This window comes from Sphingobacterium sp. UBA7249 (assembly GCF_002472835.1).
Lineage (GTDB): Bacteria > Bacteroidota > Bacteroidia > Sphingobacteriales > Sphingobacteriaceae > Sphingobacterium > Sphingobacterium prati.
Genome location: NZ_DKST01000004.1, coordinates 161,470 through 180,134, shown reverse-complemented (window position 1 = coordinate 180,134; position 18,665 = coordinate 161,470). Strand labels below are relative to the sequence as shown.

20 protein-coding genes are annotated in these 18,665 nt (G+C 41.4%); 3 read left to right on the top strand and 17 right to left on the bottom strand.

What is annotated here, in order from left to right; translation table 11 throughout:
- Window positions 1–126: 126 nt before the first annotated feature.
- The 8 genes from B4A24_RS03245 to B4A24_RS03210 all read right to left on the bottom strand — a co-directional run bounded on the left by B4A24_RS03245 (window position 127) and on the right by B4A24_RS03210 (window position 5,773).
- Window positions 127–792, bottom strand: a complete 666-nt coding sequence (locus B4A24_RS03245; protein WP_293942591.1) for a GNAT family N-acetyltransferase — start codon at window positions 790–792, stop codon at window positions 127–129.
- Window positions 793–810: 18 nt separating this feature from the next.
- On the bottom strand, window positions 811–1,635 hold the full coding sequence (locus B4A24_RS03240) for an ABC transporter ATP-binding protein (RefSeq protein WP_293942590.1): 825 nt from the start codon (window positions 1,633–1,635) through the stop codon (window positions 811–813).
- Window positions 1,632–2,648, bottom strand: a complete 1,017-nt coding sequence (locus B4A24_RS03235) for a FecCD family ABC transporter permease (RefSeq protein ID WP_293942589.1) — start codon at window positions 2,646–2,648, stop codon at window positions 1,632–1,634. Before B4A24_RS03235 ends, B4A24_RS03240 begins: the two co-directional genes overlap by 4 nt.
- Window positions 2,645–3,646 (bottom strand): ABC transporter substrate-binding protein, encoded by a 1,002-nt coding sequence (locus B4A24_RS03230; protein WP_293942588.1) that lies wholly within the window; start codon window positions 3,644–3,646, stop codon window positions 2,645–2,647. Before B4A24_RS03230 ends, B4A24_RS03235 begins: the two co-directional genes overlap by 4 nt.
- The gene (locus B4A24_RS03225; RefSeq protein ID WP_293942587.1) at window positions 3,636–4,115 is read right to left on the bottom strand and encodes a hypothetical protein; all 480 of its coding nucleotides are present in this window, start codon (window positions 4,113–4,115) and stop codon (window positions 3,636–3,638) included. Before B4A24_RS03225 ends, B4A24_RS03230 begins: the two co-directional genes overlap by 11 nt.
- Window positions 4,116–4,196: 81 nt before the next feature.
- Window positions 4,197–4,925, bottom strand: coding sequence for a hydrogenase nickel incorporation protein HypB (gene hypB / locus B4A24_RS03220; protein ID WP_293942586.1), 729 nt, complete (start codon window positions 4,923–4,925; stop codon window positions 4,197–4,199).
- 13 nt (window positions 4,926–4,938) lie between these two features.
- Entirely contained in the window at window positions 4,939–5,283 is a 345-nt protein-coding gene (locus tag B4A24_RS03215) for a hydrogenase maturation nickel metallochaperone HypA (RefSeq protein WP_293942585.1), read from the bottom strand.
- A gap of 91 nt (window positions 5,284–5,374) precedes the next feature.
- Window positions 5,375–5,773 (bottom strand): hypothetical protein, encoded by a 399-nt coding sequence (locus B4A24_RS03210; RefSeq protein ID WP_293942584.1) that lies wholly within the window; start codon window positions 5,771–5,773, stop codon window positions 5,375–5,377.
- Between the two features lie 204 nt (window positions 5,774–5,977).
- Between B4A24_RS03210 and B4A24_RS03205 the strand changes: the two genes are divergently transcribed.
- Window positions 5,978–6,724 carry a YqjF family protein gene (locus B4A24_RS03205; RefSeq protein WP_293942583.1) on the top strand — a complete coding sequence of 249 codons (747 nt, stop codon included), beginning with the start codon at window positions 5,978–5,980 and terminating at the stop codon, window positions 6,722–6,724.
- 110 nt (window positions 6,725–6,834) lie between these two features.
- On the opposite strand, the gene katG is transcribed toward B4A24_RS03205, so the two are convergent.
- Window positions 6,835–9,114, bottom strand: a complete 2,280-nt coding sequence (katG, locus tag B4A24_RS03200) for a catalase/peroxidase HPI (protein ID WP_293942582.1) — start codon at window positions 9,112–9,114, stop codon at window positions 6,835–6,837.
- A gap of 260 nt (window positions 9,115–9,374) precedes the next feature.
- Between katG and B4A24_RS03195 the strand changes: the two genes are divergently transcribed.
- Window positions 9,375–9,956: a DUF4126 domain-containing protein gene (locus B4A24_RS03195; protein WP_293942581.1), complete on the top strand. Its 582-nt coding sequence runs from the start codon at window positions 9,375–9,377 to the stop codon at window positions 9,954–9,956.
- Window positions 9,957–10,021: 65 nt separating this feature from the next.
- Here the strand turns inward: B4A24_RS03195 and B4A24_RS03190 are convergent, their stop codons facing one another.
- The 8 genes from B4A24_RS03190 to B4A24_RS03155 all read right to left on the bottom strand — a co-directional run bounded on the left by B4A24_RS03190 (window position 10,022) and on the right by B4A24_RS03155 (window position 17,362).
- Window positions 10,022–10,474: an Hsp20/alpha crystallin family protein gene (locus B4A24_RS03190; protein ID WP_293942580.1), complete on the bottom strand. Its 453-nt coding sequence runs from the start codon at window positions 10,472–10,474 to the stop codon at window positions 10,022–10,024.
- A gap of 107 nt (window positions 10,475–10,581) precedes the next feature.
- Complete coding sequence (locus B4A24_RS03185) at window positions 10,582–10,875, bottom strand: hypothetical protein (RefSeq protein WP_293942579.1); 294 nt, start codon at window positions 10,873–10,875, stop codon at window positions 10,582–10,584.
- Window positions 10,876–11,129: 254 nt separating this feature from the next.
- Window positions 11,130–11,468 carry a hypothetical protein gene (locus B4A24_RS03180; protein WP_259182621.1) on the bottom strand — a complete coding sequence of 113 codons (339 nt, stop codon included), beginning with the start codon at window positions 11,466–11,468 and terminating at the stop codon, window positions 11,130–11,132.
- Between the two features lie 10 nt (window positions 11,469–11,478).
- Window positions 11,479–12,036: an RNA polymerase sigma factor gene (locus tag B4A24_RS03175; RefSeq protein WP_293942578.1), complete on the bottom strand. Its 558-nt coding sequence runs from the start codon at window positions 12,034–12,036 to the stop codon at window positions 11,479–11,481.
- An 89-nt stretch (window positions 12,037–12,125) separates the two neighbouring features.
- On the bottom strand, window positions 12,126–13,115 hold the full coding sequence (locus B4A24_RS03170; RefSeq protein WP_293942577.1) for an FAD:protein FMN transferase: 990 nt from the start codon (window positions 13,113–13,115) through the stop codon (window positions 12,126–12,128).
- Window positions 13,116–13,156: 41 nt separating this feature from the next.
- Window positions 13,157–15,355, bottom strand: coding sequence for a PepSY domain-containing protein (locus B4A24_RS03165; protein ID WP_293942576.1), 2,199 nt, complete (start codon window positions 15,353–15,355; stop codon window positions 13,157–13,159).
- Window positions 15,356–15,360: 5 nt separating this feature from the next.
- Window positions 15,361–15,846 (bottom strand): DUF2271 domain-containing protein, encoded by a 486-nt coding sequence (locus tag B4A24_RS03160; protein WP_293942574.1) that lies wholly within the window; start codon window positions 15,844–15,846, stop codon window positions 15,361–15,363.
- Between the two features lie 4 nt (window positions 15,847–15,850).
- Complete coding sequence (locus B4A24_RS03155; RefSeq protein WP_293942572.1) at window positions 15,851–17,362, bottom strand: ankyrin repeat domain-containing protein; 1,512 nt, start codon at window positions 17,360–17,362, stop codon at window positions 15,851–15,853.
- Between the two features lie 308 nt (window positions 17,363–17,670).
- On the opposite strand from B4A24_RS03155, the gene B4A24_RS03150 reads away from it, so the two are divergent.
- Window positions 17,671–18,618 carry an alpha/beta fold hydrolase gene (locus B4A24_RS03150; RefSeq protein ID WP_293942570.1) on the top strand — a complete coding sequence of 316 codons (948 nt, stop codon included), beginning with the start codon at window positions 17,671–17,673 and terminating at the stop codon, window positions 18,616–18,618.
- Window positions 18,619–18,665 lie beyond the last annotated feature (47 nt).

Genomic DNA, 18,665 nt, shown 5'->3' with positions numbered 1-18,665 from the left:
AGATAGAATTTACCCTTTCTTAATCCACATTTAACAGTTTATTAAAGCGCGAATCTAAACCAGGAGATTTCATCCGGAGTTCTGTTGTTTATCGGTTATTTTTTTCGCTCAACTTATTAACATAGTTCACATACAAGACTGGTAATCAGAATATTTTATCCTATTAGACGATTTTAGTTCCGCCGAATCTTTCAGCCCATTGATCTGCTCTACCAAAAGCTCCATATGAATTGTCGGAAAACCCGCTTCATCGCAAAAGTCTTTGAGATAGAACCCCTGTTTTAACCAAAATTCATAGGCTCCATCCAAAAATGGGTGGGTATGTAAATAAAGTCTTTCAACACCACTATCCCAGGCAACTGTTGCTAACCGGTGAAAAAGAGTCGTCCCAAGTCCGGACCGACGGTAATCGGGATTGACAAAAAGACGCGCTACCTCGACCGTTTTCCGCGAATCTAAATCCAAGTGCGGGAAACGGTAGTCATAAGCGAGCATTCCTATAACCCCTACCAATTTTCCAGTACTGTCCTTTGCCTGTAAGAATGTTCCGGCTTGATCGTCGAGATACACCTGCCCAAAATCCTGCAAATCTTTGGGCATCTTTTGTGGATCCAGCATGGGAAACAACTGTTTCCTGAATTCAACAACGTAAGGTAATACAGTCTTCATATCCTGTATGGTGACTGCACTTATCGAAATATTTTTGATAGTATCCGTTTTTGAAATACCTATAGTCTTCATCGTATTTTTTTTGTTTTTAGCATCCATATCGCCATTATGGATCTTTTGCATTTTTGGGACTGATAATTATTATAGTTTATATATTTCATCCAGTTCAAGTGATCTTAGCGATGCCGAGTCATCGGAACCAAGCATAGGGGTGAACATCCATTTGCCCTGATTTTCCAGACTTACCAATGGTAACTGATAAGTCTGCTCCAAGATCTCCCGAACTTGCTCTCTATCCTTATCTTGCAGATCCACCAGTGTATTGTCCTGCATCAAATAAAAGTGATCACCAAAAAGAAAGGCCATATTAGGGTCATGCATGACACAGAGAACTGTCGTTCCTTCGTTTACCAGCTCTTTTGCTGTCTGCAAAACTGCGATCTGGTATTTTAAATCGAGATGGTTTGTCGGTTCATCCAAAAGCAACAAATCAGGCTGCTGCACCAATACCCGACAAAGCAATACCAGCTGCCTTTCGCCTCCCGACAATGAGGTATAAGACTTATGCTTTAAATGTGTTAAATTAAATTTATCCAAGATTCTATCTACGGCCTCAAAATCTTCGCGGCCCGGCGAAAAATGGCTGAACGAAGCGCGCCCTGTTAATATGACATCGGCAACCTGAAACGGAAAAGTCGTCTGATGAAATTGGTTCAAAAAGCCCAATTTCAGGGTATTCGACTTACCTATTTTCCATTTTCTACGCTCTGTTTCACCGATCATTACTGCTCCATCGTACTGTTTCTCCAGTCCAGCAATAACATTGAACAGGGTCGACTTTCCACTTCCGTTCCTGCCCAGAATAACCGAAAACTTTCCTTCAGGAAAAGATACATTGACGTCCCGCAAAATAGTTTCTTTACCATAGGCAAAAGACAGATTTTCGATATGGATGGATTTGCTCATGAGTTCCAGTTAATTTCGTTCCGGCGCATCAGGTAGATAAAGAGTGGAGCGCCAATAATCATCGTAAAAACGCCGATCGGAATTTCGAAAGGCATGACTGCACGGGAAAAATCGTCAATCAATAATAGGAATGTTCCGCCGATACTGATATTTGCCCAAACGACAATATTATTATTGGGTCCAAAAATCATACGGCTGATATGCGGGACAATAAGTCCAAATAAGCTGATTACCCCTACCGCAGCGACAGCTGATGCAGTGATCATTGTTGCAACTCCAATCATCACCAATTTCAATAACCTGGGGTTCACACCAACTGCAATCGCCTCCTGATCCCCTAATGCCAACAAATTTAATTTCCAGCGCAAAAGGATTAATATGATCAAGCCAGCCAATATTGGTAAAAAAGCGTTCTGCACTTTTGTCCAGGAGGCCATATGGAGGTTTCCCATCGTCCACTGTACAATGGCCTGCAATTTATAAGGGTCACTGATATATTGTAACAGGGTCAACATTGCCGTAAAAACCCCTGAAATTACCATCCCTGCCAGGGCCATCCCAATGATTGATGTTTTTAACCCTGCATTGGATACAAAGTACGTCAGTGCGACAGCACATACTCCAAAAAGAAACGCAGAGACATTGACGGATAACAGTGGAAACAGCATGGCTAATGCTGCACCGAAAGCAGCGCCCGAAGATATCCCCAGTGTAAAAGGATCAACAATGGGATTTCGGAAAATTGCCTGTAATGTACCTCCTGATGAGGCCAGAGCTGCACCTACCATAAAGGTTAGTAGAATCCGCGGCAAACGTACCTGCCACAAAATCGTATCTATATTACTAACCAGTACTGTTGTATCATTTCCCTTATAAAATCCCAGTTCCAGTCCAATACGTTGGCAGAGTTCGACAACGCCAATATGTTGACTCGAACCGATCAACAAGGAAAGTAGTAGCAGCAATAGTGGCAATAGCACAAGCAATACCAACTTTTTTAATTGAAGTATCATTGAAGGAGCCCTGCTTTACCGTATAATTTTTCAAATGCCACTGACATATCGTGATCAAGCTGCTCCCTTGTGTAGTTTGGAAAGCACCAATGCCGCACCTGTTTGGCAAACAGCATAAATTTCACCGTATGGGGATCAAATGGAAAGGAAGGTGACATCACAAATACTTGTTTATTTTTTACGGCAGGTAGCGCCGCCAATTCCTTCAGATCATAGACGTCCGAGACCTTGGAATTCCATAGAATAATAAGATCAGGATTCCACTTATAGATCGTTTCAGCACCTACATTTGGCGCTTCCATTTCCAAAGGACAGGCATTTGCCGCTCCTGATAGACGAATAGCCATATCAATGAGACTGCCTCTTCCTGAGGTTGAAAGTACCCGTCCTTTTGACCAGGCATAATAGACTTTCTTTTGCTGCTGATCTATCGGAGCTGTCATCTTTTTGACCTCCGCTTTGACAAATTGTACGATTTCCTCAGCGCGGGCTTTCCTATCCAATAGTTCCCCCACACCGATCAGTTCATTAAAAATACTGGTTTCATCTTTCGATGAAAAGCTAAAGACGGGGATACCGAGGTTTTCGAGCTGTGCAATATTATCCTGATCCGTATTGAAAGTCAGGACAAGATCAGGATTCAGGCTTACGATGCTTTCTACATTATTGGCCTGTCCGCCAAAAGTCGGTGTCGTGATGCTTTTCTGAGCGATACGCGAATCAAGCTTCGCCAAAAAAGCATGGGTATCCTCCATTTGATAAACTTGTTCAGGAATACCTACCAACCGGTCGCCCGCCTGCAACATATAGACCTCATCCACAAGAGAGGGATAAAGAACAACGATACGTTGCGCAGGTCGATCTAATATAATTTCCTTACCGCGACTGTCCGTGGCCCTAACTCCATTTTTATTTGCTTTGGACTGCTGATTTTGACAGCCCTGTAGACAGACAGTCAACATCAGTGCCAACAACAATGTATATGTGCTAATTTTCATCCTTTCTCCTATTCTTTAACTGTCGACGAATCATGTTATCGGATAGCAATATCGCTTCTTCCAATTGAATCGATGCACCATATTTCGCTGCAATCTGTTCATAGAGCCGACCATCGTAGGGCAAATGAATCGATTTACACTGATCAACCTGAAATATAGGAAGATGTCTATTGCCGACGAAATAACTGAAATCTGCCAGCTGTACCAGATCTGAAGGGTTAAACCTGATTGTTAAGACCGGTTTAACCACGACGATTGCCTGCAATTCTCCCTTATGATACAGCGCATCACCGTGATGCCATTCCTGCCCCTGCTCTAATTGCATTAAGATCGTTTTGCCAGACAGCGTATTCCTGGTCAAACGTCGTTTATGTATTTCAAACCATTCAATGTAGACCCGGTCCGCCTGATCAGCAAACGATTGATCCTTGAGGACAATGGTATCTATGGGTACAGGCAATCTATTCATTTTTATATCAAATATTTCGTGTATGCTATGCTGTGTGACCAGCAATCATCTTATCGTCCGAAGACCAAAATTGCGCATTTATTATTTCGCTTCAGCGACTTTCTGTTGTTCCTTTTTCAATTGGACTTTCTCCTTTAACCAGTCACACCAGCTGTCCAAGCCGTCACCATTCAACGTACTGATAGTGATCACTTCCAAGTTTGGATTTACTTCACGCGCGTCTTTTGTTACTGCATCGACAGAAAAAGGTACATAAGGCAATAAGTCTGCTTTTGAGACAAGCATCAATTCACTGGTCAAAAACATACGCGGGTATTTTTTAGGTTTATCATCACCTTCAGTTGTCGCCAATAAGGTAACCCGGTAATCTTCACCCAAATCAAAAGCCGACGGGCACAAAAGGTTGCCGACATTTTCAATAAATAACAAATCAATCCCTTCGACATCAATGTGATCCAGCGCCTGTAAAATCATCTGGGCTTCGATATGGCACATACCACCAGTCACAATTTGTAAAGCATTGATTCCAACATCACGCATACGGATGGCATCGCGCTCGGTTTCGGGATCTCCCACTAAAACTGCAATGTTTAAATCCTTGGAAAGACGTTTTCCAGTCTCTTGCATTAATGTCGTTTTTCCGGAACCGGGAGAAGAACATACATTCACTACACATACATCCTTCAGCCTGTCGCGGATACTCTTTGCAACGAAATCATTTGCTTTTAATAAATGCAGGGTAGTATTTTCACATTGAACTGAACCGACACGGTTACCTAAGCTTTTAGGATTTTGAGTATTGTCTGACATGATAAATGATTTTTTAATCTTGTTTAAAAATTACTTTTGAAATATAGAGTTCATTTCCTTGAACGATGGTGCTCGACGGCAGTCCACAATCGCAGACAAATCGGTGAAAATGAACAGGAAAATTTTTCTGGCAGTGCTCGCAATAGGCGATGATATCATTTACCACAACTTCCATTTCCATATCCCTATAATGGGTATTTTCTGTGATAAATGCGTCAAAAGCATTTTGAATCAGCACAGGTTGCACATTGGATAATAATCCGGCTGTCACCTGAATTTTCTGGATATCATCCACTCTGTTCTCGTAATGCGAGTTCAAGGTATCGAAGATATCCTTTACTATACTTAGCTCGTGCATTGGTATATGTTAAGAAATCAATAAAATAAACTTAGAAAAGAAGTGAGGATTTTCTACTCCATTTCCTATAAGAAGGAAAATAAAAAAATCGTTAAAATGGAATTTTAATCTGCTCAAAAAGCAAGAATCGGGCGATGGGAATCGGTTCAATAGCTAAAATATGCTGATATCGGTAATCGTCCTGCAAGACCGAATGCAGTAAGTCGTGCCACAGCAGATCGATCGTAACTAACCAGCGATCTGTTAACCAATCCTGATTACTCTCGATATCCAATTCTGCAATAGATTGTAATGATGGATAAAAAGGATGTAAGTCTTGGTTGTCTATTTCTTGATCGGTTGAAAGCAGAAAACCGGTATTACTAGGCGATGTTCCAAAGGATGAAATGCTGGTTTGAAAACTATCACTTTTCGGTACAATACTGTTCGCACTTAAATTTATAAATGAAACAAACAGGACTGTAATTAGAAAAATAAAATGCTTCCACATAACTGCAAACTAACAAAGTAACAAGTTTCCCTTTGAAAACAATACAAAGTTACTACCGATCAAATAACAAAAAGTAGCACAAATCTTGAATTTTATTACACAAAATCGGAAAAGCCCAAAGAAAATTCCATAATTCTTCATATATTAAATTAAAATTTGGTTAAAGCCAGATTAAAATGATCTTAGAGGCATAAATTGACGGTTTTGGCACAAAAAATTAAAACAGTTTTAAGCAATTATAGCCATCGTCCCTGGCCTATACCAACTAGCTCCTGGCGGTACTATCAGGAATGGCTTGATTTGCTCTTTTTACATTTTCAGGTCGATTATGATCTGTTGCGGTCCTTAGTACCCGCCGAATTACAGATTGATCAACACGAAGGCAGCTCTTATGTATCTTTAGTCGCTTTCAAAATGAAAGATATCCGCCCAAAAAATTTACCTGCATTTTCGCCTATCTCGGACTTTTATGAAATCAATGTACGCACCTACATTGATCAGGATGGCAAAAAGGGCGTTTATTTTATCAATATTGAAGCGAGTAAATATCTATCCGCATTAGTCGCAAGAAAGTTATCCGGGCTACCTTACGAAAAGTCTATGATACTACGGGATGCCCAAGGATACCACAATCTTAACCAAAAGAGAGGTTTTAAGTTGAAAACGATATTTGAGGTGACCGATGAGATTAAAATAAAATCCAGCCTTGACAGCTGGCTTACTGAACGCTATTGTCTTTACCTGGACAAACCAGATGGAATATATCGTTTCGACATCCATCATCCGGAATGGCCGTTATTTTCCGTGCAATTGCAGGAATGTCAGCTGGACTATATAACAGGGGATATCCATCTCCACAACGAAAATATTGCACTTTTACACTACTCTCCCGGCGTACCTGTACTGGCCTGGGAAGCCATGGAGATTAGTCTTGATCGCGTATCTCTGTAATAAAAAAGAGCCTGTACTTCCGATCAAGTACAGGCTCTCCCATTATCAATTGCTTGTCACATGCCGCCCTTGTGTTCTGAGCTTATTTTAACAGGCAGTGCCAGGTCAATTTATCTGTGTAAATCAAAACGATCCAGCTCCATTACCTTATTCCAGGCAGCGATAAAATCCTTAACGAATTTTTCTTTCGCATCAGCACTACCATAGATTTCAGCAACTGCTCTTAATTCGGCGTTAGAACCAAAAACCAGATCCGCTCGTCCAGCAACCCATTTCTTTGTTCCAGACTTACGATGGGTGCCTTCAAACAGCTCCCGATCCTGAGAAATGGCTGTCCATGCTGTTCCCATATCCAATAGGTTCACAAAAAAATCATTGGTCAAGTGTCCGGGGCGTTCGGTCATAACACCCGTCTGAGAACCATCAAAATTAGCCTGAAGCACGCGCATTCCCCCAATTAAGACGGTCAATTCCGGAACAGATAAAGTCAAAAGTTGCGCCTTATCAATCAATAATGATTCTGTCGAGACGGTGTAAGACCCTTTTCGATAATTTCTAAATCCATCTGCAATAGGTTCAAGGTACCCCATTGATTCTACATCAGTCTGTTCTTGAGTAGCATCCATACGCCCCGGATGAAATGGAACCTTAAAGGCAAAGCCCCCCGCACGTGCTGCTTGCTCGATTGCTGCTGCTCCGCCAAGGACAATTAGATCGGCCAATGATATTTTTTTACCTCCTTGTTGTTTGCCATTAAAATCCTGTTGGATCTGTTCAAACACTGTCAGTACTTTTTGCAATTTCGTGGGATTATTAACCTGCCAGTATCGTTGTGGCGCCAATCGAATTCGAGCCCCATTTGCGCCACCGCGCATATCCGAACCCCGGAAAGTAGAAGCCGAAGCCCATGCTGTAGTCACGAGCTCCGCTACGCTGAGATCCGAGGCTAAAATAGTGGCCTTTAAGTCTTCGATATCGTGTGCATCGACCAAAACATGATCCACAGCAGGAATAGGGTCTTGCCACAACAATTCTTCACTCGGCACTTCCGAACCCAAGTAACGTTCACGTGGCCCTAGATCGCGGTGCGTTAGTTTAAACCATGCACGCGAAAAAGCATCGGCGAACGCATCCTGGTCTTCGTAGAATTTACGGGAAATCTTTTCGTAAACAGGATCAAAACGCAAAGACAAATCCGTTGTCAACATAGTTGGTCTACGCTTTTTATTCGGATCAAAGGGATCGGGAACAGTTGCTTCCACTCCTTTTGCTACCCATTGATGGGCACCTGCAGGACTTTTCGTAAGTTCCCATTCATTTTCAAAGAGATTTTTAAAAAAGAGATTTGTCCATTCTGTCGGTTTCTGCGTCCATATAACTTCGAGACCGCTGGTAATCGCATCTGTACCTACTCCAGTACCATAGTTACTTTTCCATCCAAGTCCTTGTTGCTCAATCCCAGCAGCTTCGGGTTCCTTACCAACGTTATCCGCTGGCCCGGCACCGTGTGTCTTTCCAAAAGTGTGTCCTCCGGCAATTAGCGCAACAGTTTCCGCATCATCCATCGCCATACGCCCAAAGGTATCCCGGATATCCTTTGCTGCTGCAATAGGATCTGGATTTCCATCTGGTCCTTCCGGGTTCACATAGATTAAGCCCATCTGCACAGCTGCCAGAGGTTTTTCAAGGTCACGCGAATGTTGCTTACCGTCGGCATCATCATCCGCAGATAGGACACCATGAGATTCAACCACGCCTTCAGAACCATGCGTATAACGTACATCACCACCTAACCACGTTTTTTCCGATCCCCAGTATACATCCAGTTCCGGTTCAAAAGCATCCACACGTCCCCCCGAAAAGCCAAAAGTTTTAAACCCCATTGATTCCAAGGCCACATTACCCGTCAAGATCAATAAATCGGCCCATGAAATATTCTTGCCATATTTTTGTTTGATCGGCCACAACAGTCTACGGGCTTTATCCAAGCTAACATTGTCCGGCCAACTATTTAATGGAGCAAAACGCTGCTGCCCCGAACCTGCACCACCACGACCGTCACTCACGCGATAGGTACCGGCGCTATGCCAGGCCATCCGGATAAACAAAGGACCATAATGTCCAAAATCTGCTGGCCACCAATCCTGTGAATCGGTCATCAAAACATGTAAATCCTTTTTAACAGCTTGCAGATCCAATTGTTTGAAAGCTTCAGCATAGTCAAAACCTTCATCCATAGGATTCGATTTTGCCGCATGCTGCCTCAAAAGGTCCACACGAAGCCTATCCGGCCACCAATCTTGATTTTGTGTTCCTCCTCCCGCAACTGAGTTACGCATAGTTCCATTGTGAAATGGGCATTTGCTAATGTCTTTTTCGTTGTTGTCCATATAAAAAGAAAGTTTATTTTATATAATATTTTAAATGTTCAAATTGTTTGACTTTTACTTTCATAAAAGTAAACAAATACAGACGCCCCCGCTCATTGAATGATTCGATACGATATAGTCATAATCTATAATACCACACCGAAATTATAATATATCAGATATACACCATTTAAATTCTTTTTTTAAGTCCATGACAATTTTAAAACAAAAAACGTCCTTCTTTTATTCTACTAATAGATAGAACTAAACATCCATTTGTCATGGGAGAATTATCCACATACCTGGTCAGCGCATTTATCGGTATTAGTTTGGCTGCTGCAACTGGCTTCCGGATTTTTATGCCGCTATTTTTGTTGAGCTTGGGCTGTCGGCTGGAACTGTTCCAAGTAGGCAACGAATGGGCTTGGGCAGGTTCTAATTTGGTGCTTATAGCGACAAGCATGGCAATGATTATTGAAATTGCTGCTTACTACATACCTGTTATTGACAATATTTTGGATACAATTTCCATTCCTTTGGCAGCTGTCGCGGGGACTTTACTTTTTGCAATACAGTTTACAGATATTTCTCCGTTTTTCCGATGGTCTACAGCTATTATCGCCGGCGGGGGGACTGCTGCAACGATAAGTACGGTCCTAGCTGGTACCAGGGCGGCTTCCTCAATAGGTACGGCAGGTCTTGGAAATTTCATTATTTCGACCATGGAAACCATTGGTTCAACCATTTTGACCATTCTAGCCATATTCGTTCCTTTTATGGCTGTTTTGGTCGTTCTAGCACTATTTTATTTCTTCGGAAAATTTGGAAAAAAACAACTGCAAAAAAAACTCAAAAAAACATGAAAGAGGTCAATGCACCTGCATCGACCTCTTTCGGAATTGCTGTTTAGGCACTACTTGCCGATTATTTAGTCAATAATGACTTCTTGCGGTCTTTTCACCTTGTCAAGATCCTTGGGAAGAATGACTGTTAGTACGCCATCTTCAAAACTGGCATGTACATTATCTGTAAGCACCTGTTCACTTAATTGGAATTCGCGCTCAAACGCAGTGCCCAAATGTTCCTTATAGATATAAGCTACCGTATCGTTGGTATTTTCTGTACAGGAAATCGTTAAGATCCCTTCATTTATACTGACCTGAAACTGCTCTTTCTTTCGGCCGGCAGCAAACACCTGCACTTCGTAGAACTCAGAATTTTCAGAAATATTTACAGGAACAAATTGCTGTCCCTCTCCGCGTGGTCCTGCTTCGCCTTCAAAAAAATGTTGCTGAAATTTTTCAAAACGGTCTTTGAAATGCTGACCACAAAATCTATTTTGATTTGAATATCCTCTGGAATAATGATCTCTTTTAAACATGTCTTTATTTTTTTAGTAATGAATATTGTGTATTGAGTAATGAGCAGCCCAAAGGACTTCACTACTGTCTCTATTTGTGTTGTTTGGTTTTCTACCAGGTCCTGATATTAATACACCGGGACGATTGTCGCATTCTTAACCCGTTGTTGTTTGTGCAAAGGAACAATTGGACCATTCTTTCTCGACGCACTGGACATGCCGGGGTAGATCGGTGCCTTGTCCATTTTAGGTGAACGCATTTCTCTCTGGCGTATTTTGGCCATTGCCAAGCTTCCTATTCCAAATAAGATGGATGCAACCAACAGTAGCTTAAAGATCGCTCCTATTATTAAGGTTGCTAACCCCGCTACTACCGTCAATGCGATTAAACGGGGCAATATAAATCGAACTTTATTTTTCATTTTTTCTTTAATTTATTTGTTCATTAAACCCAAAATCCGTCGACCCACTTCTTGGTAATTCTATTCGTTATCCTATATACTTCTCCTGTCGTCAATTTTTCAACCCAGTATAATTGTCTTATATCCCTAGTAACAGATCATCGCGTTCTGTCATTACCTGAAAGTGTTTCTTCAGCTTTTGGCATAAAAAAAGGCGCCTTTATAGAAGAAGACGCCTGTACTAGGCTTTTACTTTAAAAAATTTTATTTTTTTTTCAGAATCCACACCTTCCACTGAAACGACGCTTCCATTCCTCCCTTAGACGCTCCCTTTCCTCTTCTGAAAGATCTTCATGACGGCCCATATCAGGGGGGAAATTTTTACGGAATCCGCCTCGCCCCGGTTTACCAAATCCACGCCCAAATAGAATCCGTGATAGCACAAAAAGTCCAAACGCCTGCCAATAGGTAATAGCCTTCAAATTGAAAATATCACACATCAATGTATTCCACAAATATTGTAATAAGGCTACCAGCAAGAAAACTCCAATAATAATGGCAACAAACACAAAAGCAAATTTGCCTTTTCCCTGTCTTCTCATTCTTCTATTCATAGCTATATTTTTAAAATTTTAATTCTTCATATAAGTTCCGCAAACGTAAACGAAGATGTTTCACCGCATACCCCTTTCTGCTTATTATCGTTTTTAGATTTTCATTTTCCATATCGGCGATCTCCTGCAACGTTTTATCTTCAATTTCATTGAGCATAAAAACCCGACGTTGTTTTTCAGGCAATTCATCCAGCGCCTTCATCAATTCATCCCAAAAAATATCCTTGAATAATTTGAGCTCCGGGTTATTCGAATCATCAGCCAGCAAAAACTGACGTATCGGGAAAGCAGTGTCCACTTCCTCTCCATCCGCCATTAAATCGTCAAGCGACTCATCTTTCTTTTTTCGGTAGCTATCGGTAATCTTGTTTCGGGTGACAGCATACAACCATGCCCCAGCATTTTCCAGTTCGTCCATATTGGTCAAACGGCTGAATTGATACCAGACCTCCTGCAAGATATCTTCGGCATCTTCCGTTTTTTTGACCTTTCCTTTTACAAAACGTAGCAACTGACTCCCATAAGTCTTGACAATGTCTGTAAATGATCTGGAGTTTTTTTCTGCCATATGATTTTGGTATGCAATGTCCATAGTTACATAGACGAACCAACAACGCTTTTACTCTAAATTATTTTCATTGACATATTATTTGTTGTTTAAGGGAATTGCTTCCGCTTATCCCGAACAACTTTCCCTTTGTCTGTAATAAATATAAAACGATAATTTGGAAAATTATAGATTAATTTCTTCCCCTCTTTTTCACCGAGTACCATAATGGACGTACTCAGTGCATTGGCTATTTCTGCCGACGGGCCATAGATTGTTACCGAAGTCAGTCCCGTAGCTGGGTATCCGGTGACAGGATTAATAATATGGGAATAACGTTTCCCTTCGATTTCGGCATATTTTTCATAGCTCCCCGAGGTAGCGACAGCCATTTCATTCAAACGAAGGACCTCTATCATTTCATGTGCCCTGAAGGGGTTGTTCACCCCTATTTTCCAGGGCCCACCATTTGGTTGGCTACCCCAGGTTGATAGGTCACCGGAAGCATTGACAATTCCTGCAGGTATACCGCGGTTTTTCATGATCTCCCTTCCCCGATCGGCAGCATAGCCCTTCCCGATCGAGCCAAAGCCAATCTTCATACCCGGAAGTTCCAAGAAAATAGTTGAGGCAGTACTATCCAAAACAATATGTTTATAGCCAACTTTAGTAACCGAGTTTCTGATCGCATCCCCGGAAGGCATTGTATCCATACTTCCATCAAACTTCCATATTTTGTCTAAAGCGACAATGCTAATATCAAAGGCTCCCTGTGAATTCCGGGCGTATTGAATTGCTCTTTTGGTCAGATCAAATACTTCCCGGTCGACTTTGACAGCTTTGATCCCGGCATTACGGTTTACCTCCGAGATTTGCGTATAGGGACGCCACTCTGAAATCAGATTTTCTATACGTTCAATCTCTGCAATGATTTCGATAATATGCTTTTGGGCAGCTGAGCTATCCTGATCAACTAATGTGATCTCAAAAACAGACCCCATAAGGGTCACCTGTTTTTTGAGCAATACCTGTGAAAAACCGTTAACGGTGGCTATCAACGAAAATATTGAAATCAGTAGATATTGCTTAGAATAATTCATTACACATTGTCAAAATAAATGATAGCATAAGATTGTAGTGTTTAATAACAATCTGTCAGGATCTGACCATTTTCTTTATAGCTGCTGATCGGTTTGCCTGTACTTGCCAGCAGCATCTCATTTAATGTTGCTTCGACATCCTGTTGCATGCGGAGTGAACCGCATAATAGGATACAGCCCTTCTGTTCGAGCAATTCGACAAAGTAGGCACCATCCTGACGGATCAGATCCATCACGTACTGTCCGTGCTGTTCCCGCGAAAAAGCCAGCTGTACATCGTTCAGATGTCCCTGCTTTTTTTGTTCGTCGGTAAATTGCAGATATTGCGCTGTCATCTCATTGTTTGTGCGGAATCCTGCATAGAGTTTGACAGGTATTTTATGCTGATTTTCTGCAATCATACCCAAAAACGGTGCAATACCGGTTCCGTTTGCAATCAAGGCCACAGCTGGTGCCACCTTCGGAAAATGAAAACTTGGATTGGCCATGACACGTGCTTCCAGAACCTGATCAGGTTTTAGCTGATATAGAAAACCCGAACCAAAGCCTTCAGGAAATAGCTTGACGACCAATTGAATCATTCCGTCCTTACATCCGATGGAATAGAAGCGTCCCCGTTGATCCTGTGCCGGATAGATGGCCAACAAATCACCGGACTGCACTTTCATTTTTCCAAGAGGTTTTAATACAAGCGTGAAGGTACTGTTGCTCTCCGAAACAATCGATCGGGCAATCACTTTAAATTTCTTTAATCCAACCGCTTTTGAACTATATATTGCCGGAGCAGCAGCTAAGGCGATATTGGTTTGTCCACTCCAATGATGTACCCATGAAATCAGTTCATCAACATTTTTGTCGTTGACTGTATGCAAGTCTATCAGTCGGGAGGCCCATTTTTGCTGACTAAGTAGTCTGTCTATTGTACATGCATAAGCACAAAAATCAGGGTATGCTTTTGATCCAAAACCCAGGACAGAGAAATTAATCGACTGCTGCTGCGGATGGGCCAATAATTTTTTCTCAAACTGAGCCGCATTGGAAGGTGCTGTGCCTAGACCATAAGTGGACGTAAACAGTAAAAAATGTTTTGCTTTCGGAAAGCACTGATATTGGTTCATTCCAAGCAAAAGTGATTTTTTACCGTCTGCCAAAAGCTGTTTGTGAATCTGATTGGCAAAAAACAAGGTACTTCCATTTTCTGTACCAAACAGAATAATTATTTCGGCTTCGGAAGCCTTATACTTATTCTTAATCTTTGTACGCGTACGTTTAAAGGTAATGACAAAACCTGTATAAATAAAAAACACAATATTCAATGATGCAAGGCCCAAAATGATGGCCCATATCATATTGGTTTTACCGGTGTGAAGATCGAGCGAAAGTTGTTCGGTCAGTGCAGTAAACGGATACTTGACTTCTTTATGTACGGCACCGTTCAATTGATTTATTGTCAACTCCCGATCTTTCAGCTTGAGAACATAATATTCGTCAGGATCTCCTTCCATAAAAGGAAACTCCACCTTCACGACATCGTTAAGTTTCGTTTTTTTAAAGATCGAAAAATCTGCTATCGCCAGCTCCTCGGTCTCATTTTCCTTCACTGGATATTCAACCGTTTGGTTTGTCTTCTTTAACAGTTCAATCCGGACCATAAATAAATAAGTCCCCGTCAAAGCCAAAATTAAAATGGGTATCAAAAACAACCGTCCAGAGACGACATGAAAATACTGTGCGAAGAAATCCCGATTGATCTTGGCAAAGAAATGTCGAACGCCCTGTTGACGTTTGATAATCAAAACCAAACCTGAGATTGTAATTAAAAATAGTAGAAAAGAAGCTACGCCGATAATAATACGTCCCGTCACCTTTAAGAATAAGGAACGATGTAGGGCGGTAATCCATTGAACAAACTGCGTTTTGTTCTTTTGTGCGCCGAGATATTTACCAGTTTGAGGATCAATATACCCCTTTACGGTATTTCCATCAGCATCTATAGCGTCAATGCTCACAAATTGATTGTGATCGACCGAAATTTCAATTATCTCCGGATAAACCTTTCGCAGACCAGCTATGGTCTGCGAAAGATCGAAAGAATCTATATTTTCTATGCGATAAGAAGGTATTTTTTCATTGACGGCATCAATTGCCAAAATTACCCCAGTGACCGATAATAAAAGTAAAAAGACAGAAGAAACAAGCGCTAAGGCTAAATGTGCATACCTCCAGACAGATACCAGCATTTTTCTTATTGTACTTTGTTTAATTTGATCAACTTAATGTATCCTTTGCCACTCACTTTTTCAGTAATAGCCTCTTTTGTCAATGGGATTTCGACATCTGCAGTATGATATTTCTGTTCTTCTACCGCAGATTCAAAGCGAAGTTTATACCCTTTATTGAATTTGGACTCATCAATTTCCAGTGTACGCATGGCACGGTCGCCGCCACTAATAGAAGCCCCAGTTACAGCACTGAGTTTTTCTTTGGTTTTGGTCTGAAATTTATACCATTCTTTTAGGGTGTTATACCATTGCTTGTCCGGTCCAAGTACGGCAAGTGTTTTTTCGTATGCTCCTTTCGGATTCATCAGAGAAATAACAACATAAGCCCCCTCTCCCGTGTAAGCGTTCATTTGGATCATACATTTATACTTACCCGTCTGGGCAAATGTACTTACAGAAATTACTGAAAACAAAAGTGTGATTAGCGCGCTCTTAACTATAGTATTCATCTTATTATTTTAAAAAGTCCAACTGCACATTTCCTTTTGACAAAAAGTCATTTTCTTTTGCCAAATCATATGCGGTCTCATCAAATTCAGTTTTCAATTCTTTTTTTGCTCCCAAAGCAACCAGTGTTTTCAATAAAGAATCGTCTTTGGCGATCAAAGCGGCTTTATGCAGCGCAGTGGTGCCCTCTTTATCCTGTGCATCGATATCTACCCCCAACTCACTTGCTTTCTGAATGAGGTTTGTGCTTTCTTTAGCGACAGCAAGATGATAGAGTGTGCTACCGTTTTTCTGTGGTGCGACAACATCCAGCCCTCCAGCTTTAAGTACACCTAATTTTTCTTTAAAATCATCTACCGGTGAGTTATTGGACTGAGCGCCTTGTGGCGGGCGACCTCCCTGCTGGGCTTCTTTAAAAGAATTGAACCAGTAAACAGCCAAGTTGTTACCATCTTTGTCCAATAATTTGGCATCGGCACCGTTTTTTATCAAGAGCGCTGCAATCTCAGCAGAGCCACTACCGATAGCTTTAGTCAATGCAGATTCCCCTTTCTCATTCACCGCATTCACATTCTTTGCTTTTGAAAGCAGTAACGCTACTAATTTCGCGTCTTTGCCATTGGCAGCAATCATAAGGGCGGTATTACCTTCGTTATCCGCCTTCGCGACATCAACTCCCTTATCCAGAACGTAATTGATCACTGCCATATCCGGACGACGTACCAGCGCATGTAACAAGGTTGCACCATCTTTATTTACGGCTTTGGGATCCAACTTCAACTTTTCAACCAAATAGGTATACGTCTCCAATCCATTCGATACCTGCCTGGATCCTTGTGTAGCAAAAAACAAGGCATTGTTTGTTGGTTTTATACCACGGGCAATCAACTTATCCACTAATTCCATATTGCCCAACTTAGCCGCGTAATCAGTTACAGTACGTCCATATTCATCTTTATCCTGGATGGAAAGCCCCTTCTTGATAAAATAATCGGTCAGCGTAAGATCTCTGTCAGCTGAAGCTGCAAGCATCATTAACGTGGCGCCACCCTCGTATTTCTGTTTTGGGTTTATTCCTGCTTTAAATAAAGCATCGTAAACAGCGGTATTGGTATTTCCTGTCGACGCAGCATACGCTATAATCGGATAGCCATGACTATCCTGATAGTTGACATCGGAACCTTTTGCAATTAAATAATCCACCAATTCAGCATTGCCACTCGAAGCAGCCCAATGCAAGTAGCTCCGACTATGGTGTGTTTTCTTTGAGACACTGTTTCCTTCCTGTTCGATCATGAATTTAACAACATCTGTCGGTGCTCCATTGAGGATTGCCATCGTTACAGGATCAAAAGAAGCCGCATTAGGTTGTGAAGGGCTATTCCCTTTTGTAATTTCTCCCTTAACCGTAGCCAGAGTAGGTTTACTTTTCCAAAACTCCCCATTCATTAATGAATTTGTCTGTGCTTGGGCATAAGATGCCGCAAAAAGTAAAGCTGCTAAAAGTGTCTTTTTCATTAGAACGTATTTTTTATTGGTAATGAAGTATCTTGAGCAATCGCTATTCCTATCACGATGTATGAATATCGCCTGAACTCATGCTACCTTCAGTTGAATACAATGTATTTAAACAAAAGAATCAATTGCTTATTTAAATTAATTCTAAATTATTGCAAATCTAAAAAATATTCCGATACTAAAAAATTAATACGAACTAAATTTATTCAATATGATCCCACTAAAGTTTTTTTTCAGGCTGAGCAAGGTCAACTTGCAAATCCAACAAAATAATCTTAGTTTACTTTGACAACAAAAGAACAAAAGCAATGAATACGGTATCATCCAGTCGTTTTTCGATAAATTCTTTTGCGGGTAAAGCAACCCACAATCTCTTCTACAGCATATATAAACCTGTAGACCAACCGGTAATAGCGACAATATTGATTGTCCATGGTATGCAGGAACACAGCGGCCGGTATCAGCTACTTGCAGAACATTTGTCCGACCGGGGTTTCGCTGTACTTACCTATGATCAATTGGGCCATGGAAAAACGGCAGCAAATACTGATGGATTAGGTTATTTTCAACAATCTGATCCGGCGGAGCAGCTCGTCTCGGACGCAATAAGGATGAGTGAAATGATACAACAGTCCTATCCAGATTACCCCCATTTTATATTAGGGCATTCCATGGGATCTTTTGTCACCCGTTGTGTCTTACAACAAGCTGGCGATCGCTTTAAAGGGGCCATAATCATGGGAACCGGCGCGCGACAAAAGGGATCCATAGCTTTTCGTATGCTATTGGCGGTGCTCAATTCTTTTGCACCAAAAAAACGTAGTCGATTGATCAATAGTCTGTTCGATAAACGCAATAATGCACGGTTTAAGGATGAACTCAACCAGAATAACAGCAATTGGCTAAGTGTCAACAAAGCGAATCGTATTGCTTTTATCGAAGATCCATTATGTGGTGGTTTATTTACAAACAATGGCTTTTATACGGTATTGAGTTTATCGCTACGGGCGACAGATAATGCGCGCAACAAATGCATCCCGAATAACTTACCCTTATTATTTATTAGCGGACAGGATGATCCTATTGGGGACTTCGGGAACGGACTAAAGCAGACAGTCACGCAATTGCGCCTGCAGGGAAAGACAGATATCACCGTAAAACTCTACGCAGGAATGCGTCACGAAATAATCCATGAAGATTGCAGGGAAGATGCCTTCCAATTTATCGATCTGTGGCTTGATCAGCATTTAAGTTAATCGCCAACAATCCCATCTGTATAACTGCCCCGATTGCACAGGGCAGA

Excerpts from the sequence above, each read along its gene's own strand:
- B4A24_RS03235 (WP_293942589.1), bottom strand. The coding sequence starts at position 2,648 with ATGATACTTCAATTAAAAAAGTTGGTATTGCTTGTGCTATTGCCACTA.
- hypB (WP_293942586.1), bottom strand. The coding sequence starts at position 4,925 with ATGTCAGACAATACTCAAAATCCTAAAAGCTTAGGTAACCGTGTCGGT.
- B4A24_RS03155 (WP_293942572.1), bottom strand. The coding sequence starts at position 17,362 with ATGAAAAAGACACTTTTAGCAGCTTTACTTTTTGCGGCATCTTATGCC.
- B4A24_RS03245 (WP_293942591.1), bottom strand. The coding sequence starts at position 792 with ATGCAAAAGATCCATAATGGCGATATGGATGCTAAAAACAAAAAAAAT.
- B4A24_RS03175 (WP_293942578.1), bottom strand. The coding sequence starts at position 12,036 with ATGGCAGAAAAAAACTCCAGATCATTTACAGACATTGTCAAGACTTAT.
- B4A24_RS03195 (WP_293942581.1), top strand. The coding sequence starts at position 9,375 with ATGGGAGAATTATCCACATACCTGGTCAGCGCATTTATCGGTATTAGT.
- B4A24_RS03180 (WP_259182621.1), bottom strand. The coding sequence starts at position 11,468 with ATGAATAGAAGAATGAGAAGACAGGGAAAAGGCAAATTTGCTTTTGTG.
- B4A24_RS03185 (WP_293942579.1), bottom strand. The coding sequence starts at position 10,875 with ATGAAAAATAAAGTTCGATTTATATTGCCCCGTTTAATCGCATTGACG.
- B4A24_RS03165 (WP_293942576.1), bottom strand. The coding sequence starts at position 15,355 with ATGCTGGTATCTGTCTGGAGGTATGCACATTTAGCCTTAGCGCTTGTT.
- B4A24_RS03150 (WP_293942570.1), top strand. The coding sequence starts at position 17,671 with ATGAATACGGTATCATCCAGTCGTTTTTCGATAAATTCTTTTGCGGGT.
- B4A24_RS03190 (WP_293942580.1), bottom strand. The coding sequence starts at position 10,474 with ATGTTTAAAAGAGATCATTATTCCAGAGGATATTCAAATCAAAATAGA.
- B4A24_RS03215 (WP_293942585.1), bottom strand. The coding sequence starts at position 5,283 with ATGCACGAGCTAAGTATAGTAAAGGATATCTTCGATACCTTGAACTCG.
- B4A24_RS03240 (WP_293942590.1), bottom strand. The coding sequence starts at position 1,635 with ATGAGCAAATCCATCCATATCGAAAATCTGTCTTTTGCCTATGGTAAA.
- B4A24_RS03210 (WP_293942584.1), bottom strand. The coding sequence starts at position 5,773 with ATGTGGAAGCATTTTATTTTTCTAATTACAGTCCTGTTTGTTTCATTT.
- B4A24_RS03170 (WP_293942577.1), bottom strand. The coding sequence starts at position 13,115 with ATGAATTATTCTAAGCAATATCTACTGATTTCAATATTTTCGTTGATA.
- katG (WP_293942582.1), bottom strand. The coding sequence starts at position 9,114 with ATGGACAACAACGAAAAAGACATTAGCAAATGCCCATTTCACAATGGA.
- B4A24_RS03160 (WP_293942574.1), bottom strand. The coding sequence starts at position 15,846 with ATGAATACTATAGTTAAGAGCGCGCTAATCACACTTTTGTTTTCAGTA.
- B4A24_RS03230 (WP_293942588.1), bottom strand. The coding sequence starts at position 3,646 with ATGAAAATTAGCACATATACATTGTTGTTGGCACTGATGTTGACTGTC.
- B4A24_RS03225 (WP_293942587.1), bottom strand. The coding sequence starts at position 4,115 with ATGAATAGATTGCCTGTACCCATAGATACCATTGTCCTCAAGGATCAA.